Origin of the sequence: Nocardia neocaledoniensis, from assembly GCF_003182135.1 — a bacterium.
GTDB lineage: Bacteria > Actinomycetota > Actinomycetes > Mycobacteriales > Mycobacteriaceae > Nocardia > Nocardia neocaledoniensis.
The window spans coordinates 1-17,157 of the sequence record NZ_QGTL01000014.1; the positions used below are offsets into that span (position 1 = coordinate 1).

Sequence of the window (17,157 nt, forward strand, 5' to 3'; positions counted from 1 at the left end):
ACGCCCACAACCTCACCTCCCTGCGCCTGCTCGGCTCCGTCGGCGAACCCATCAACCCCGAAGCCTGGCGCTGGTACCGAGAAGTCATCGGCGCCAACCAGACTCCCATCGTCGACACCTGGTGGCAGACCGAGACCGGGGCGATCATGATCTCCCCGCTGCCCGGTGTCACCGCCGCCAAGCCCGGCGCCGCGATGGCTCCGCTGCCCGGCATCTCCGCGAAAGTCGTCGACGACGACGGCGCGCCGCTGGACAACGACGCCTCGGGCCTGCTGGTCCTGGATCAGCCGTGGCCGTCGATGCTGCGCGGCATCTGGAACGACATGGACCGCTACCGCGAGACCTACTGGCAGCGTTTCGCTTCCGAGGGCTGGTACTTCGCCGGCGACGGCGCCAAGCTCGACGCCGACGGCGACCTCTGGATCCTGGGGCGCGTGGACGACGTCATGAACGTCTCCGGGCACCGCATCTCCACCGCCGAGGTCGAGTCCGCGCTCGTGGGGCATCCGGCCGTGGCCGAAGCGGCGGTCGTCGGCGCCAGCGACGCGACCACCGGGCAGGGCATCGTCGCCTTCGTGATCCTCACCGGCTCGGCGACCTCCGACGACGCGCTGGTCACCGAGCTCAAAGCGGCTGTGTCCCTGGAGATCAGCCCGATCGCGCGGCCGCGGGAGATCCATCTCGTGCCGGAGCTGCCCAAGACGCGCAGCGGCAAGATCATGCGCAGACTGCTGCGTGACGTGGCCGAGGGCCGCGAACTCGGCGACACCTCCACCCTGGTCGACCCCACCGTGTTCGAGGCCATCGCCAAGGGCTGAGCGCGAGTCGGTGTCGGGAGTCCGCGCGCCGCGCGGGCACGGGTGGAGTGGAAGCGGGCATGCTGTGAGGGTGGAGATTCCGATGTTCCCGCTGGGCGCGGTGTTGTTGCCCGGCGAACCGTTGTCGTTGCAGATTTTCGAGCCGCGCTATGTGGCGTTGGTGCAGGACTGTCTCGACGGGCGGCGGGAACCGGAGTTCGGGGTGGTGCTCATCGCCCGCGGGCACGAGGTGGGCGGCGGTGACGTGCGCACCGATGTGGGCGTGGTCGCGCGCATCACCGACGTGGTCGAGTTGTCCGGCTCGCGGTTCCGGCTGCGGTGCGTCGGCGGCGCGCGCATCCGGGTCGAGGAGTGGCTCACCGACGCCCCGTACCCGCGGGCCCAGGTGCGCGAGTGGCCGGACGAGGAGGGCGCCGACGACGGCGAACTCCTCGCCGACCTGCGCAAACGCGCGGACCGCCTGCACACCCTCACCGAACGGCTGGCCCGCCGCTCCGGCATCCGCCAGCCACCGCCGTCGGCCCCGCTCGACGACCTGTCCGACGACCCGGTGATCCGCTCCTACGAACTGGCCGCCCGCCTCCCCATCGGCCCCACCGACCGCCAGGCCGCCCTCTCGGCCCCCGACCCCTACACCCGCCTGCAGTCCCTCGTCACCGCCGTCGACGACGCCATCGCCATGATGGAATTCCGCCTCCAGTGACGCTCTCGAGGGCACCTCGCCCGCTTTTCGAACCGGAGTGCTGCCCGATCCGTTGAACCGGTAGTGAGCGTGCCGGGTCGGCGGCTCGACCGAGTGGATCGGAGTACGGGATGAGCAGCGCGTGGGAGATCGATCGGCGAACGGTGATGGTCGGGGCGGGGGTGTTGGCGGCGGCCGCGACCGTGACCGCGTGCGGCGGGAAGGACGGGTCATCGGCCGGGGCGCAGGCGCCGGTGGACGGGCCGCCGGGTGCGTTGGCGCGGACCGCCGACGTGCCGGTCGGGGGCGGGGTGATCGCCGGGGACACGGTGATCACGCAGCCGACGGCGGGGACGTTCGTGGGACTGTCCTCGACCTGTACGCACGCGGGCTGCCGGGTGGGCAATGTCTCGGACGGCACCGTCAACTGCCCGTGCCACGGCAGCCGCTTCGGGCTCGACGGCAGCGTCCGCGGTGGACCGGCGACCGAGCCGCTGCCGTCGAAACCCGTACGGGTGGAGGGTGATTCGATCGTCGCGGGGTGATCAGCCCGCGTTCATCATCTCGTCCATGCGCCGCTGCATCTCCTCCTCGGAGACGTCCTCGACGTGGGTCGCCACGGTCCAGCGGTGGCCCCACGGGTCCTCGAAGGCGCCGCTGCGGTCGCCGTAGAACTGGTCGGTCACGGGCGTGATCTCGGTGGCGCCCGCCGCGATCGCGGCGTTGAACGCGCCGTCGGCGTCGGGGACGTAGACCATCAGGTTCACCGGCGAGCCGCCGACCGCCTTCGGATCGAGGAAGCCGATCTCGGGGACCGGGTCGCCGACCATGAGAACAGAGTCGCCCACCAGCAGCTCGCTGTGCACGATCGTGTCACCGGGGCCGGGCATCTTCATGCGCACCGTGGCGCCGAAGATCGCGGTGTAGAAGTCGATCGCCGCCGCGGCTCCCGCACACGAGATGCCGGGACAGATTCGCGGGTAACCAGCGGGAAAGGGGGAAACATCAGACATCGGATACCTCCGTGTCGAGGTTGATGCGCGGACCGTTCCGAGCCTATTCCCCGCACCCGGCGCGGGGAAGCCCGTCGCCGCCGTGGTCTTCCGACCGGCCCGAAAGGCTGGTAGAACTTGTTTCAGTTTTGTTGTCTGATCCGGAGGGCCGGAATATGCGGTACGGGCTCGTGCTGTTCACCAGTGACCGGGGCATCACGCCCGCCGACGCCGCGCTGGCCGCGGAGAACGCGGGCTTCGACGCGTTCTACGTCCCCGAGCACACCCACATCCCGGTGGTGCGCGCGGCCGCGCATCCCCAGACCGGGGACTCCTCTCTGCCCGACGACCGCTACCTGCGCACCCTCGACCCCTGGGTCGCGCTGGCCACGGCCGCCGCGGTGACCGAGCGCATCACGCTGTCGACGGCGGTGGCGCTGCCCGCCGAACACCATCCGATCACCCTGGCCAAGACCATCGCCTCGCTCGATCACCTCTCCGGCGGCCGGGTCGAGCTGGGCGTCGGATTCGGCTGGAACACCGACGAACTCGCCCACCACGGTGTCCCGCCCAAGAAGCGGCGGACCGTGCTGCGCGAGAACCTCGACGCGATGCGCACCCTCTGGTCGCAGGAGGAAGCCGAATTCGAGGGCGAGTTCGTGCGTTTCGGGCCGAGCTGGTCCTGGCCCAAGCCCATCAGCCCGAAGATCCCGGTACTGCTCGGCGCGGGCGGCACCGAGAAGTCCTTCGGCTGGCTCGCCGCGCACGCCGACGGCTGGATCACCACCCCGACCGAGGGCGAGCTGGGCGAGAAGATCGCGCTGCTGCACCGGGTCTGGCGCGAGGCCGGTCGCGAGGGCACGCCGCGCGTGATCGCGCTGGCGGGGCGCCACGACGCCGACCAGCTGGCCCGCTGGGCGGAGCTGGGCGTCACCGAGACGGTGTTCGGCCTGCCCGACCGCTCGGCCGACGAGGTCCGCGGCTACATCGCCCATCTGGGCGGCAAGCTGGCTCCCGCCGCGGTGTGACCCGCCCCGCCGCTCAGGCGCGCAGTTTGCGCACCTGAGCGGCGGTGAGGTCGGCGAGCACGCCGGGGTCGACGACCTCCGGTGCGGTGACCACGATCTGGACCAGGGTGTTGCCGACCTGGACCAGTGCCGTGGCCGAGGTCAGGGTCAGGCCCTCGCTGGCCGCCGTGAGGGTGAAGGCCGAGTGGGCGTCGCCCGCCTTCGGCTGGTCGAGCGGGGCGGTGCGGTAGTCGATGCGCACGCCCTCGTCCTCCCCGGTGTAGGAGACGCAGCGGCGCGGCTGGTCCTGCAGCGCGTCGAACGCGCCGGCCAGCGAGGCGTCGGGGTAGCTCGCGGCGTCGATGTCGATCGTCGCGAAGCTCGGCCCGGCGAACTGGACCGAGGCGGCCGCCGAGGATCCCGGCCGCTGGGTGGCGATCGGCGACAGCAGGCGCGCGCAGTCCGGCGGATCCGTCGGCGCCACCGGGGGCACCGCCGGATCGGCGGTCTCGCCGCGCGGCGGCACCACGCTGAAGTCACCGGGAAGGTCGTCCGCCGCGAGCAGACCCGCCGACAAACGCGCGGGATCGCTGACCACGGCACCAGTGCCGGGCGCCGCGGTGACGGTGGGTCCGAACGACGCGGGGCAGGACCCGCCCGCGCCGCACTCGTCCTCGTCGGAGCCGCACGCGACCACCCCGGCCAGGACCGCGCACGCCGAGACGGCCGCGCCCGCGCGCCGCAGGGTCGAACGCATCATTCGGTCCAGGAGACGCGGGTCGACTGCGTCTGCACCAGGGTGCTCTCGCTGCGCGCGTCGCGGTAGGTCTGCTGGCCGCCGACATCGATCGCGCCCGAGACCGGCAGGGGCAGTCCGAGATCGACGGTGATGGTGCCGGTGCCCTCCATCACGTACCCGGCGATGTCGAGCGCGCCCGCGTCGTTGGGCAGCGTCCACACGTTCTCGGTCGGGGTCTGGCTCACGTGCAGATCGATGGTGAGCCGGTCGCCCTCGCGGCTGGTGAGGGTGGCGGTGGTGATCTGGTCGAGGGTGACCCCGCCGGTGATCTCCTGGTGCACCGTCCACACCGCGCCGACGCCGACGGGCTCGTCGGGGAACGCGATCGAGCGGTACACGGCCTGGTAGAAGGCCTGTTCCAGGGCCGCGCGCGCGGCATTGGGGGTGTCGGGGGACGGGGCGAGCCGCAGCTCGGTGATGGCGCCGAGATCGCTCATCTCCAGGCCCGCGTGCGAGCCGTCGGCCGAGGTGAACGCCTTGTTCAGCGCCGGATCGGGCGTGGTCACCGTGCCGACGGTCAGGTCGACGCCGTCGTCGCCCGCGGTGGCCGTCATCGGGATGGTGAGCGCCGCGGGCGAGAAGTCGCGCGCGGGCTGATCGTTGACCTGCTGCTGGATGCGGTAGTCCGTGCGCAGCGTCACCTCCTGCGTGACGCCGGGGACATACCGCGAGCGCAGCATGTCCCGCGGCTCCTCGCCCGCCGACACCAGCGTGGTGGCGGCGGCCGGGATCGGCACCGTCACTTCCTTGCCGATGCCGAGCGGCTCGGTACCCTCCGCGTCGACCTGCGACGGCGACCGATCGGCGCAGCCGGCGCCGAAGGTCGCGAACCCGAGCACGAGCGCCACGACCAACACCCCGGGGCGCGCGATACGGGGTAAGCGAGAACCAGACAACACCGTCACAGCCATCAGCGTACGACCGCTTCCTGAGTAACAGCTGGGACTCCCGGCACCGCGACGAAGGCCCGATCGCCACTAGGGAATGATGGACGCGTGAGTGAAGACCGGCCCATCGACAACGCTGCCGTCCCCGAGACCGGCGACGAGGCGACCGCACCGGCGACCGAGCCCGCCGAACCCGCCGAACCCGCAGGTCGGCGCCGGTTGACGACGCTCCTGGCGATCGCGGCCGTGCTGTTCGGACTCGACCTGCTGACCAAGTGCCTCGCCGTGGCCCTCATCGATCCCGGTGAATCGGTGCCGATCATCGGCGATTTCGCGCGGTTCACCCTGGTGCGCAATCCGGGCGCGGCGTTCTCGATGGCGACCGGCATGACCTGGCTGCTGACCCTGATCGCCGCGGCGGTGGTGATCGGCGTCATCCGGATCGGGCGCACGCTGCGCTCGCTGTGGTGGGCGATCGGCCTGGGCATGGTGCTCGGCGGCGCGCTGGGCAACCTGGTCGACCGGATCTTCCGTTACCCCGGCCCGCTGCAGGGCCATGTCGTCGATTTCGTGGCCATCGGGTGGTGGCCGGTGTTCAACGTCGCCGATTCGGCGATCGTGTGCGGGGCGATCCTGCTGGTAGCGCTCACCGTGTTCGGTTTCGAACCGGACGGCACCCGCAGCGGCCGCAAGCACACCGGGGAGGAGACCGCGTGAGGGAGACCAGGACGATGCCCGTCCCCGACGGGCTGGACGGGATGCGCGTCGACGCGGGCCTGTCCCGGCTGCTCGGGTTGTCACGGACGGCGGTGGCCGCGCTGGCCGAGGAGGGCTCGGTGCAGCTCGACGGCGTCGCGGCGGGCAAGTCCGACCGCCTGACCGCGGGCGCCTGGCTGGAAGTGGTCTTCCCCGAACCGAAACGGGAGCTGGTCGTGGAGGCCACCCCGGTGGAGGGGATGAAGATCCTCTACGCCGACGACGACATCGTCGCGGTGGACAAGCCGATCGGCGTCGCCGCGCACACCGGCGTCGGCTGGACCGGACCCACTGTGGTGGGCGGGCTGGCCGCGATGGGCTACCGCATCTCCACCTCCGGCGCGCACGAACGCCAGGGCATCGTGCACCGCCTCGACGTCGGCACGTCGGGGGTGATGGTGGTCGCCCAGTCCGAACACGCGTACACGATGCTCAAGCGCGCCTTCAAGCAGCGCACGGTCGACAAGCAATACCATGCACTCGTGCAGGGACATCCCGATCCGAGCAGCGGCACGATCGACGCGCCGATCGGACGGGCGCGCGGCAACGACTGGAAGTTCGCGGTCACCGGCGACGGCAGGCCCAGCGTCACCCACTACGACACGATCGAGGCGTTCCAGGCCGCGAGCCTGCTCGACGTGCACCTGGAGACCGGCCGCACCCACCAGATCCGCGTGCACTTCTCAGCGATCCGGCACCCCTGCGCCGGTGACCTGACCTACGGCGCCGACCCGACCCTGGCCAAGCGGCTGGGACTCGAGCGGCAGTGGCTGCACGCGCGACAGCTCGGTTTCCACCATCCCGCCGACGGGCGCTGGCTCGAGATCACCAGCGAGTACCCGGCCGATCTGGCGGGCGCACTGGACGTTCTGCGCAATGCCTGAGGACCCGCGGTCGTCCCCGCAGGCACCGGATCCGGTGCCGGACGACCGCGGGCCCCTGCCCGACCCCGATATCGTGACCACGCCCGACAACGAGCCGCCCGCGCGCGAGCACCGGCTCCGGACGGCACTGCTGATCGCCGCCGCCGTCGTGCTGGCGGTGGTGGTCGTGGTCCTCGGGATCGTGAATCCGCGCCCGTCCTCGGGGATCACCACCGATCGGCTCGGGCCCGCGCAGGGCGAGCGGGTCGACGACTACCTGACCGAGGCACGCGCCTCCCTCGACGGCCCCGACACCGACGCGCACTGGGCGCTGGTCTCGTTCACCGATTACCTTGCCCCGCCCCAGATCCCGGCCGCGGCCGCAGGCCTGCGGATCTCCGGGGTGATCCAGCACGTCCCGATCGAGCGGGTACAGACGCCGGTGATCACGGTGGCCACCCCCGCGGGCGACGAACCGGCGATCGCCTCGGCCGACGCGGCGGCGGGCTTGCTCGCGGCCCAGCGCTTCCGTGACCAGCGGGCCGCCGAGATCGCCAGGGTCACCGAGGCCAGGCTGCGCGCGGGCTGCGCCTGCACGGCCGGACTGGTCGTCCGCGGCACCCTGCCCGAATTACGTGACCTGGCAACCCGACCCGGCGTCCGGTCGGTCCAGGCGCTCCCCGCGGACGCGATCGCGGGCCGGTTCGCCGTGGCGCCGCTGCTGCCAGAGACCGTCGACGTGGTGACGCCGATCCCGGACGACGGGCCGGTTCCCGCGGAGTAGCGGCACCACCCGCTCCCGCCGTGTCCACACGACGGGCCGAATCGACGCCACCCCGGCACGGTTCACGCCGCGACGGCGGCGTGCCCGATCGTGATGTCGCCGTACATGTTCCGTGCGTGCACGCGCACGGTGTCGTCGCTCGTGACGGCGGCCGCGGCGAAATCGTTGCGGACCGTGCCGTAGGCGGCGAACGTCTCCACCTGGACGGCGCTGCCGGGCCGCACGCCGACCGACAGCGCGCCCATCGACGTCTCCACCTGCACCACCCCGCGCACTGCCGCACCGATCGTGACGTCGCCCTTGGCGGTCTTCGCGGTGACCGAACCGCGAGGCTGCTCGACGACGATGTCGCCCGCGGCCACGTCGAGGTCGCAGTCGCCGAGCTCGCCCTTGCCGACCAGGCGGCCGAGCGCGGTCGTGGCCTTCAGCTGTGAACCCGCGGGGGCCAGCACGCTCACCTCGATCGAGTACTTGCCGCTCAACATCCCGGTGAACCACTTGTCCTCGGGCGCACGCACGGTGAGCACACCCGCGGCGAAATCGACCCGCATACGCTCGGCGGCGCGCACATCGCTCTTGCTGGACGGATCGGACGGACGGATCTCGACGACCGTGTCGGCCCGGTCGGTGGCGGTGACGACGACATCGCCGCACGGCACGTCGACGATGACGGTGATCGGGTCCGGGGTCTGGAAAGTGGGCATGGCTGTGCTCCTCGGGAGATGCGATGGGGGAAGGCCGGTCCGCGCGATGGGCGGTCCGTCCGGCTACGACTCCAACTATATGTAGAAGTATACGTATATGCAAGAGGCGTCCGGAATCCCCCGCTGGTTCCCAGGTCACAAAGGATTTTCGGCCGCCGCGCCCCGAGGTGGCGCGGCGTCCGGTGCGGTCAGTCGGGCAGGGTCACCACGCCGTCGAGATAGCGGCGGCAGCGGCCGAGCAGCAGGACGCGGTCGTCGGCGAGTTCGGTGCGCAGGGCGCCGCCGCGGCGGGAGAGCTGACGCGCGGTCAGCGTCGTCCGCCCGAGCTCGCGGCGCCACAGCGGGACCAGCTGGGCGTGCGCGGAGCCGGTGACGGGGTCCTCGGGGACACCGACGCCGGGGGCGAAGAAGCGGGAGACGAAGTCGGCGGAGTCGCCGGCGGCGGTCAGGATCGCCCCGCGGGCCAACTCGGGGAAGGCACCGAGATCCGGGGCGGCGGAACGCACTTCGTTCTCGGTGGCGACGACGATCACCTCGTCCTGCCCGGTGTAGGCGCGGAGCGGGGTGACGCCGAGCGCGGCCACCAGGGCCGGATCGGGATCCACCTGAACCGAGGCGAGGGCGGGCAGGTCGAGGACGTATTCGTCGTCGTCGGTGCGGTCGACGTGCAGCCACCCGGAGCGGGTGTAGAAACTCACCCGGTCGTGGCCGGGATGCAGGTCCTCGATGATCTGGGCGGCCGAGGCCAGCGTGGCGTGGCCGCACATGTCGACCTCCACCGCCGGGGTGAACCAGCGCAGGTGGAAGGCCGGCCATTCACCGGGCGGTCTCCCGGCGTCGGGGGGTAACTCGGAGGTGTAGAACGCGGTCTCGGCGAGGTTGTTCTCCTCGGCCAGTTGTTGCAGCAGCGCATCCGGCAGCCACGTGGACAGCGGCATGACCGCGGCCGGGTTGCCCGAGAACGGTGCGTCGGCGAACGCGTCGATCTGGTGCAGCAGTACCTCCATAGTGCGCAAAGGTACTCCAAGACCGAATGTTCGTCGGGCACAAGGGTTCTCGAGGCAACCCGGCCCTGGTCAGCGCGGCCTCACGCGCCCTGCGCGCCGACCGCGGGCACGAACTTGCCGGTGTTGCCGCTCGTCCGCGCCTGCACCCACCACGCCAGCTCCACGAGCACGATGCCGACCGCGCCGCAGACGAACGCCGCCAGCGTCAGGCGCGGGTTGGACGGGTCGAGCTTGAAGAACTCCCGGGTGAACGGGATGGTGAACAGCGCGATGTAGGCGAGCACCGACACCGCGATCAACACCACCTTCCACCACACGTACGGCCGCGCCACGAGCGCGAGCACCCACACCGCGATCATGATCAGCGTGATCAGCGCCGTCGTGCCCGCCTGCACCTTCTGTGTCTCGGAGGCCTCGGGACCGGCGTAGGCGATGAGGTAGGCGACGAAGGTGGCCACACCGATCACCACGCCCGAGGGCACCGCGAGCCGCATGACCCGGCCGACGAATCCGGTGCGGGCCCGCTCGTTGTTGGGTGCCAGCGACAGGATGAAGGCCGGGATGCCGATGGTGAACCACGCCGCGATGGTGACGTGGCGGGGCAGGAACGGATAGCCGATCGGGTCGTAGCCGAAGATCTGCGAGCCGACACCGGCCAGGCCGACCAGAAACGCCAGCAGCACCGAGTACACGGTCTTGGTGAGGAACAGATTCGAGACGCGCTCGATGTTGCCGATCACCCGGCGGCCCTCCCCCACCACATAGGGCAGGGTGGCGAACTTGTTGTCCAGCAACACGATCTGGGCCACCGCGCGGGTCGCCGGGCTGCCCGCGCCCATCGCGACGCCGATGTCGGCGTCCTTGAGGGCCAGCACGTCGTTGACGCCGTCGCCGGTCATGGCGACGGTGTGTCCACGCGATTGCAGGGCGCCGACCATGGCGCGCTTCTGGTCGGGGCGGACCCGGCCGAAGGTGGTGTCGGTGTCGAGCACGTCGGCGAGTTCGTCGCGATTCTCGGGCAGGGTGCGCGCGTCGACCGGGTGGTCGCCGCCGGGCAGGTCCAGGGAGGAGGCGACGGCGCCGACCGAGACGGCGTTGTCGCCGGAGATCACCTTGATCGAGACCTGCTGACTGGCGAAGTATTCGAGGGTGCCCTTGGCGTCGGGACGCACCTTCTGCTCGAGCACGACCAGCGCGGCCGGTTCGACCTCACCCGGCGCGTCGGCGGCGTCCACGGGACGGTCACCGCGCGCGAGCAGCAGCACGCGCAGGCCCGAGGAGCCGAGTTCCTCGGCGCGCGCGGCGTCGGCGGAGGCGGGGTCGAGCAGCACGTCGGGCGCGCCGAGCAGCCAATCACCATGCGCGCCATAGGAGATGCCGCTCCACTTCTTGGCCGAGGAGAACGGCGCGATGGCGGTCTGCGACCAGCCCGGCGTCTCCGGCAGCGCCTCGGCGATGGCCTGCACGCTGGCGTTCGGGCGGGGATCGTCGCCGGCGAGCGCGGCGAGGACCTGCCGGACCTGTGCTTCCTCGAAGGCGCCGAGCGGCTCGATCTGCGCCAGGCGCATGCCGTTCTCGGTGAGCGTGCCGGTCTTGTCGGCGCACACCACGTCGACGCGCGCGAGGCCCTCGATCGCGGGCAGCTCCTGGACCAGGCAGTTGCGCTTGCCCAGCCGCACCACGCCGACCGCGAACGCGATCGAGGTCATCAGGACCAGACCCTCGGGCACCATCGGCACCAGCGCGGCGACCATGCCGGTGACGGCCGGGCGCCAGGACTCGCCGCTGGAGACCAGCTGGTTGTAGATGCTCAGCGCGCCCGCCGGAATCAGCAGGTAGGTGATGAATTTGAGGATCTTGTCGATGCCGGAGCGCAGCTCGGAGTGCACCAGGGTGAACTTGCTGGCCTCCTCGGCCAGCTTCGCCGCGTAGGCGTCCTTGCCGACCTTGGTCGCGCGGTAGGCGCCCGAGCCCGACACCACGAAGCTGCCCGACATCACCGGGGCACCGACGCCCTTGTCGATCGGGTCGGCCTCGCCGGTGAGCAGCGACTCGTCGATCTCGAGCGCGGCCGATTCCTCGACCTCGCCGTCGACGACGATCTGGTCGCCGGGGCCGAGCTCGATCAGATCGTCGAGCACCACCTCGCCCGGGGCCACCTGCGTGGCGACGCCGTCGCGGCGCACCGTCGGCTTGGCCTGGCTGACGATGGCGAGCTGGTCCAGGGTCCGTTTGGCTCTGATCTCCTGGATGATGCCGACCGCGCTGTTGGCCACGATGAGCAGGCCGAACATGCCGTCGATCAGCGAGCCGGTGGACAGCACCAGCAGGAAGAGCACGCCGAGGATGGCGTTGATGCGGGTGAAGACGTTGGCCCGGACGATGTCGCGGACCGAGCGGCTGGCTCTGGCGGGGACATCGTTGGTGCGCCCGTCACGGCGTCGTTCCTCGACCTGTGCCGCGGTCAACCCGGTCGCCGCGGGCTCCTGCACGGAAATGGACATGCTCGTCAGGCTACGTCAGTCGTAACATGGGATGAATGCAGCGCAGCCCCTCTCCGCCCGGTGTCGTCTTCGGGACCGGCGCCTACCTGATCTGGGGCATGTTCCCCGCGTTCTTCGGGTTGCTGGCCTTCGCCTCGGCCGCCGAAGTCGTGGCGCAGCGCATCATCTGGACGCTGGTCGTCGTGCTGATCGTGCTGGCGGTGGCCGGGCGACTGCGGGAGATGCGCGGGATCGATGCGCGCACCTGGCGGCTGGCGGCGGCCGCGTCGGCGGCGATCGCGATCAATTGGGGCACGTATGTGTACGGCGTGAATTCCGGGCATGTCGTGGAGTGCGCGCTGGGGTACTTCATCAACCCGCTCGTCACCGTGGCGTTCGGCGTGGTGCTGTTCCGGGAACGGCTCACCCGCGCCCAGTGGGTGGCGCTGGGGCTCGGCGCGCTCGCGGTGGTCGTGCTGACCGTCGACTACGGTCGACCGCCCGTGATCGCCCTGGTGCTCGCCTGCTCGTTCGCCACCTACGGACTGGTCAAGAAGGTGATCCGGCTCGACGCCCTGCGCGGGATCGCGGCCGAGGGCATCGTGGCCTTCCCGTTCGCGCTGGCCTTCCTGATCGTGCTGATGGCGACCGGTCGCAGCGAATTCACCTCCACCCCGGCGCATTTCGGCCTGATGCTGGCGACCGGGCCGGTCACGCTGATCCCGCTGCTGCTGTTCGCGGTCGCCGCCCAGCGGGTGCCGCTGTCGACCATGGGCATCCTGCAGTACCTGACTCCCGCCCTCCAGATGGCCTGGGGCGTTGCCGTCATGCACGAACCGATGCCGCCGTCACGCTGGGTGGGGTTCGCGTTGATCTGGGCCGGGCTGGCGGTCTTCACCGCCGACGCCCTGCGCCGGGCAGGGCGGGCGCGTCGCGCGCCGGTCGCCGTCGCACCCACGGACGAGGTCACCACGCCGTAGGAGCCGGCGCACACCGGGCCTCCCCGGCGCGGTGGCGCCACGTCTCCGCCCGTCTTGTGAACGGCCCGCGTGCCGGATCGGAATCGGCGGTGCGAGGCACAATCCGACCGGTAGGCTCGGTCGGCTGGATGGTCGAGGGCGGCGCTCGGGAGGGGTGGTTCGGTTGGTCGGGTCGGGGTTCTCGGATCGGGTGGCGGGGGTGCTCGTCGGCGGGGCCGCGGGTGACGCGCTCGGCGCCGGGTACGAGTTCACGAAACCCGGGCCCGCAACGGTGATCGACATGATCGGCGGGGGCGTGTTCGACTGGGCGCCGGGTGAGTGGACCGACGACACCTCGATGGCGCTGGCCATCGTGCTGGCGGCGGTCAACGGGCCGGGGATCGATCTGGACGCGGTCGCGCAGGGATTCGTCGCCTGGTTCGATTCGGACCCGCCGGACATCGGCAACCAGACCAGGACCGTGCTCTCGGCCCGGCCTTCGTCCGCACTGGACATGCAGGCGGTCGCGATGTCGCTGACCGGGCGGACCGGCGGCAACGGGTCGCTGATGCGCACCGCGCCGGTGGCCCTGGCCTACCTCGACGACGCGGCCGCCTGCGTCGCGGCGGCGGGCCGGATCGGGATGCTCACCCACTACGACGAGCACGCCGTCGAAGCCTGCAAGCTGTGGACCTACGCGGTGCGCCACGCCGTGCTGCACGCCGACTTCGGCGGTGTCCGCGAATATCTCGGCGGCTCGGCGCATGCGGCGTACTGGACCGAACGCCTCGACGAAGCCGAGCACGGCACCCCGGACGACTTCCCGAACAACGGCTGGGTGGTACACGCCCTGCAGACCGCCTGGTGGGCCATCAGCACCACCGACCAGTCCACGCCCGAGCACCTCCCCCGCGCCCTCGAAGCCTGCGTCCGCGCGGGCAACGACACCGACACCACGGCCGCCATCGCAGGCGGCCTCCTCGGCGCCCGCTGGGGAGCCTCCGCGGTGCCGCCGCGCTGGCGGGCCATGCTGCACGGCTACCCGGGGCTGACCGGCGCGGACCTGCCCGACCTGGCCCAGCGCATCGCCGCGCACTCGCGCTGAGCGGCCCGTCCTGGACCGCTGCCTACCAGGCGGTGATGATCGGGCCCGGAGTCCAGGTCCCCCAACGGTTCTCGGAGGACACCGTCGGCTGCGCCGGGACGGCGGTGCTGTCCAGCGGCAGGTACTGCTCGAGCGAACCCCAGTCGCGGTCCCAGTCGTTGTTCAGGTAGGTCGGCAGGGTGCGGGCCGTGAACAGCAGCTGGGTCCAGCCGAGCGGGCCGCCGCCGTCGTGCCCCTGCCACAGGTTCGTGATGGTGGCGCCGTTGCGGTCGGGCAGGATGCGGTACTCGGGCAGCGCCGAGATGCCGTTGTGGGTGGGCAGGTGGTTCTGGCACGGGAAGTGCAGTCCCACCGCCCAATCCAGCAGCACGGGAGCGTCGCCGCCGACGACGGCGTTGAGCGTGGTCAGCTTCGGCACCCGCGGCGGGGTGACGGCGAGCCACTGATCGGGGCCGAGGTCGCGGTCCTGCGCGACCAACCGGACGACGCCGGCCTCGGCGGGCACCTGATCGAGCGGGACGCGCAGGTTGCGCCACATCGGGGCGGGACCGATGTCGATCGGCGTCACCCGACCGGCCGGGGTCACCGAGCCGTCGGGTCCGGCGGTCCCGTACTCGACGGCCAGTTCCTGGCCCGGGTGCACGATGCCGTCGGCGTCGACCGAGCGGATCCGGCCCGCCACCGCCACCGTCAGCAGCGGTCCGCGCGGACCGTCGGGCAGGCGGAACCAGCCGCTGGTGAGCGCGGCGGGTTCCTGCGCGCCGGCGCGGTAGCTGCCCAGCACCGGGGTGGTCGCCGGATCGAGACCGAACGGGAGCGCGAGGGAACCCTGGCGGGACTCCGAGCCCGCCGAGGTGGAGGCGTCGCGCAGCTTGTCGGGGTCGTCGGAGACCGAATTGGCCTGTCCCGTGGTCGATTCCACCTCGTCGGAGGTGAGGACCGGGGCCACCCCGTCGGGCCGGAAGCCGGTGGCGTCGGTGCCCGCCAGCGCCGTCGTCACGTCACCGGTCAGCGGGACGAGCATGGACGCGTTCGGGTCGGTCTCGACGAGGACCTCGTCGGCCATCCCGCAGCCGCCGTTGAAGGCGGCCTGGAAGTTGGAGTTCGCCAGCGAGTACGCCGGGTGCTGCGCCACGGTCGCTTTCGCGAACGAGGCCACCTCGAACAGCACCATCATGGCGGCGACGACGGCGAGCACCGGCACCCGCGCGAGCCGACCCGCCGTGGGCGTCGGGTTCGGGTGGATGTGGAACCAGGCCGCGATCGCCAGGCACAGCGCCGTGAGCCCGGCGAACAGCGTGGAGACGCCGAATCCGGCGACGGTCGGCGGCTTGTCCCACCACGGGATGCCCCACGACGACGCGTACCAGTACCCGTTGGCGCCGACCCAGGTCATCGCCAGGGCGAAGAACACCGCGGCGGCGAACAGCGCGCGGTTGCGCAGGGGCCGCAACACGGCCGGGCTCACCGCCACCGCGGTCACCGCGGCGACGCAGGTGCCCAGACCGGCGAAGACGCCGAACTGGTGGGTCCACTTGGTGGGCGAGAACATCATCAGCACCATGGCGGCCAGGGTGATCCCGAGCAGCCTGCGCGTCGGGCCCGTCGCGGTGCCGGGGATGTGGCCGCCGCGCCGGAGCATGGTCGCCGCGCACACGATGAGGCCGAGCAGCATGACGAACACACCGAAGCGCCGGGTCAGCCAGCCGTCGGCATTGATCTGCAGCAGGTACTGGTAGCGCAGGAACTCGAAGAACCAGGATTCGCCGGGCCCGATCTTGCCGTGCACCTCGAACATCTCGCGCACGCCGGCCAGGGTGCGGTCGGCGAAGACCACGGTCAGCACCACGGTGCCCGCGGCCAGGATCGGCAGCAGCTGCGCGAGGTAGCCGACCGACTTGGCCCGGCGCACGATCACGGCGGTGACCGTGCGGGCGCCGGCGACCAGCGCGCCGAGGCAGATCAGGCCCGACGGCGCGCCGGTGAGGGTGAACGCGGCCACGATCACCGCGACCGCGAAGGGCAGCAGCCTGCGGGTCGCGATGGCTCGTTCCACCGAGACCCAGGTGACCAGCACGCCCAGCGCGACAACGAATTCCGCGCGCAGCCCGTTGTTGTAGGGCAGCCAGAAGGCGAGGAAGACCAGGGCCGCGGTCCAGGTGGCGACCCGCCGGCGGCGCACCGCCGTCCCCAGCCGGGGCAGCACCTCGCGGCTGATCAGCCACCAGGTGAGCAGTCCCGCGCCGAGCGCGGGCAGCCGGACCACCGGGCTCGCCGTGGACAGGTGGGTGAGCCAGCCGATGATGTCGGTGTAGGGCGTGTAGAACGGGCCCTCGTCGACGCTGAACCAGCGGTAGTAGTTCGACATGTTGCCGGAACTACGCGCGCCCCTGGCCATCCCGAGGATGTAGCCGTCGTCGGAGGTGTTGGCGCCGATGAAGTGCCACACGGTGAGCACCGCGAACACCAGCCAGTCCACCGGGCGCAGCCGCCACCAGCGCTGCGGCAGGAACCGGCGGGCCGAGCGGCCGTCGCGCGCGTCGAGGCGGTGCAGCGCGAACAGCGACAGCGCCGTCGCCAGCAGGCACAGCGCGATCGCGGCGAACTTGATCCAGGTGGGCGAGGTGATGTAGCGGGAATCGGCGACCACGTCCACGGCGAGGCCGGCGGGTGGCGCGCCGGTGAGTTCGCTGAAGACACCGACGACCTGGGGCCGCAGATCGGTGGACACGGTCGCGCCCGCGGCGCCGAGGCCGGTCGCGGTGACCGCGGCTTCGCGCGGGGTGATCGCGGCGGTGATCGCGCAATCGGCGCCGATCACCTCGGCCAGCGGCGCCGTCCACAACAGCGTCGAGCGCGACACCACGTCGACGCGACCCGGCCGCTCGTCGGTATCGGCGACGACCTTGACCACGAAGCCGTACTTCTCGCGATCCGCCGACTGGTACGGGATCGTCGACACCGCGACACCGCCGGTCGCGGCCAGCGAGCTCAGCGCCGCGCACGGCACGGTCGCGGTGAGTTCGGCGGGCGCGTAGGCGACGAGCGGTGATTCGATCGCGGTGAGGGTGCCGCGCTGCGGCCACGACACCGTCGCGGTGTCGACCCGCACGGGCAGGAACGGGATGGCGACCGCGCTCAGGACACCGATGAGGGCGGCGACGATCGCGACGACGCGGATCCCTTCGCCGGTACGACCCCGTCGCGCGGGCTCCGAAGCATCCTCGGTCGGATGCCCCGGCCGCACGATCGTCTCAACCACGGGGCCCGATAGTAGCCGCGCGGCGGATTCCCCGCGAAAATGCCCGAAG

The 17,157-nt window shown here is 71.5% G+C and carries 16 protein-coding genes; 9 read left to right on the forward strand and 7 right to left on the reverse strand.

Annotated elements, in window-relative coordinates:
- The 3 genes from DFR69_RS28390 to DFR69_RS28400 all read left to right on the forward strand — a co-directional run.
- Positions 1 to 818, forward strand: an 818-nt coding sequence (locus DFR69_RS28390; protein ID WP_146229455.1) for an AMP-binding enzyme, incomplete at its 5' end; no start/stop codon positions are given.
- Between the two features lie 70 nt (positions 819 to 888).
- On the forward strand, positions 889 to 1,521 hold the full coding sequence (locus tag DFR69_RS28395) for an LON peptidase substrate-binding domain-containing protein (protein WP_373867052.1): 633 nt from the start codon (positions 889 to 891) through the stop codon (positions 1,519 to 1,521).
- 110 nt (positions 1,522 to 1,631) lie between these two features.
- Entirely contained in the window at positions 1,632 to 2,045 is a 414-nt protein-coding gene (locus DFR69_RS28400; RefSeq protein WP_110040739.1) for a QcrA and Rieske domain-containing protein, read from the forward strand.
- Here DFR69_RS28400 and DFR69_RS28405 read toward each other — a convergent pair whose 3' ends face one another.
- Positions 2,046 to 2,513: a VOC family protein gene (locus DFR69_RS28405; RefSeq protein WP_110040740.1), complete on the reverse strand. Its 468-nt coding sequence runs from the start codon at positions 2,511 to 2,513 to the stop codon at positions 2,046 to 2,048. It lies immediately after the preceding gene.
- 155 nt (positions 2,514 to 2,668) lie between these two features.
- On the opposite strand from DFR69_RS28405, the gene DFR69_RS28410 reads away from it, so the two are divergent.
- The gene (locus DFR69_RS28410) at positions 2,669 to 3,520 is read left to right on the forward strand and encodes a TIGR03619 family F420-dependent LLM class oxidoreductase (RefSeq protein ID WP_110040741.1); all 852 of its coding nucleotides are present in this window, start codon (positions 2,669 to 2,671) and stop codon (positions 3,518 to 3,520) included.
- 13 nt (positions 3,521 to 3,533) lie between these two features.
- Here the strand turns inward: DFR69_RS28410 and DFR69_RS28415 are convergent, their stop codons facing one another.
- Complete coding sequence (locus tag DFR69_RS28415; protein ID WP_146229456.1) at positions 3,534 to 4,259, reverse strand: sensor domain-containing protein; 726 nt, start codon at positions 4,257 to 4,259, stop codon at positions 3,534 to 3,536.
- Positions 4,256 to 5,146 (reverse strand): hypothetical protein, encoded by an 891-nt coding sequence (locus DFR69_RS28420; protein WP_244198500.1) that lies wholly within the window; start codon positions 5,144 to 5,146, stop codon positions 4,256 to 4,258. The genes DFR69_RS28415 and DFR69_RS28420 overlap by 4 nt, the downstream gene beginning before the upstream one ends.
- A 147-nt stretch (positions 5,147 to 5,293) precedes the next feature.
- Here DFR69_RS28420 and lspA point away from each other — a divergent pair, with 147 nt between their 5' ends.
- From lspA to DFR69_RS28435, 3 genes are read left to right on the forward strand one after another with little or no spacing between them, the layout of a single operon-like run.
- Positions 5,294 to 5,902 (forward strand): signal peptidase II, encoded by a 609-nt coding sequence (lspA, locus tag DFR69_RS28425; protein WP_110040744.1) that lies wholly within the window; start codon positions 5,294 to 5,296, stop codon positions 5,900 to 5,902.
- The gene (locus DFR69_RS28430; RefSeq protein ID WP_110040745.1) at positions 5,899 to 6,825 is read left to right on the forward strand and encodes an RluA family pseudouridine synthase; all 927 of its coding nucleotides are present in this window, start codon (positions 5,899 to 5,901) and stop codon (positions 6,823 to 6,825) included. The genes lspA and DFR69_RS28430 overlap by 4 nt, the downstream gene beginning before the upstream one ends.
- Entirely contained in the window at positions 6,818 to 7,588 is a 771-nt protein-coding gene (locus tag DFR69_RS28435; protein WP_244198501.1) for a hypothetical protein, read from the forward strand. Before DFR69_RS28430 ends, DFR69_RS28435 begins: the two co-directional genes overlap by 8 nt.
- A gap of 62 nt (positions 7,589 to 7,650) precedes the next feature.
- Here the strand turns inward: DFR69_RS28435 and DFR69_RS28440 are convergent, their stop codons facing one another.
- The 3 genes from DFR69_RS28440 to DFR69_RS28450 all read right to left on the reverse strand — a co-directional run bounded on the left by DFR69_RS28440 (position 7,651) and on the right by DFR69_RS28450 (position 11,803).
- The gene (locus tag DFR69_RS28440; protein WP_110040746.1) at positions 7,651 to 8,292 is read right to left on the reverse strand and encodes a DUF4097 family beta strand repeat-containing protein; all 642 of its coding nucleotides are present in this window, start codon (positions 8,290 to 8,292) and stop codon (positions 7,651 to 7,653) included.
- Between the two features lie 188 nt (positions 8,293 to 8,480).
- The gene (locus tag DFR69_RS28445) at positions 8,481 to 9,299 is read right to left on the reverse strand and encodes a PhzF family phenazine biosynthesis protein (protein ID WP_110040747.1); all 819 of its coding nucleotides are present in this window, start codon (positions 9,297 to 9,299) and stop codon (positions 8,481 to 8,483) included.
- 80 nt (positions 9,300 to 9,379) lie between these two features.
- On the reverse strand, positions 9,380 to 11,803 hold the full coding sequence (locus DFR69_RS28450) for a cation-translocating P-type ATPase (RefSeq protein WP_110040748.1): 2,424 nt from the start codon (positions 11,801 to 11,803) through the stop codon (positions 9,380 to 9,382).
- A 35-nt stretch (positions 11,804 to 11,838) separates the two neighbouring features.
- Between DFR69_RS28450 and rarD the strand changes: the two genes are divergently transcribed.
- Positions 11,839 to 12,762, forward strand: a complete 924-nt coding sequence (rarD, locus tag DFR69_RS28455; RefSeq protein WP_110040749.1) for an EamA family transporter RarD — start codon at positions 11,839 to 11,841, stop codon at positions 12,760 to 12,762.
- Between the two features lie 163 nt (positions 12,763 to 12,925).
- A complete protein-coding gene (locus DFR69_RS28460; protein WP_110040881.1) occupies positions 12,926 to 13,846 on the forward strand; it encodes an ADP-ribosylglycohydrolase family protein in 921 nt (306 codons plus the stop codon).
- 22 nt (positions 13,847 to 13,868) lie between these two features.
- Here the strand turns inward: DFR69_RS28460 and DFR69_RS28465 are convergent, their stop codons facing one another.
- Positions 13,869 to 17,108: an arabinosyltransferase domain-containing protein gene (locus DFR69_RS28465; protein ID WP_110040750.1), complete on the reverse strand. Its 3,240-nt coding sequence runs from the start codon at positions 17,106 to 17,108 to the stop codon at positions 13,869 to 13,871.
- Positions 17,109 to 17,157 lie beyond the last annotated feature (49 nt).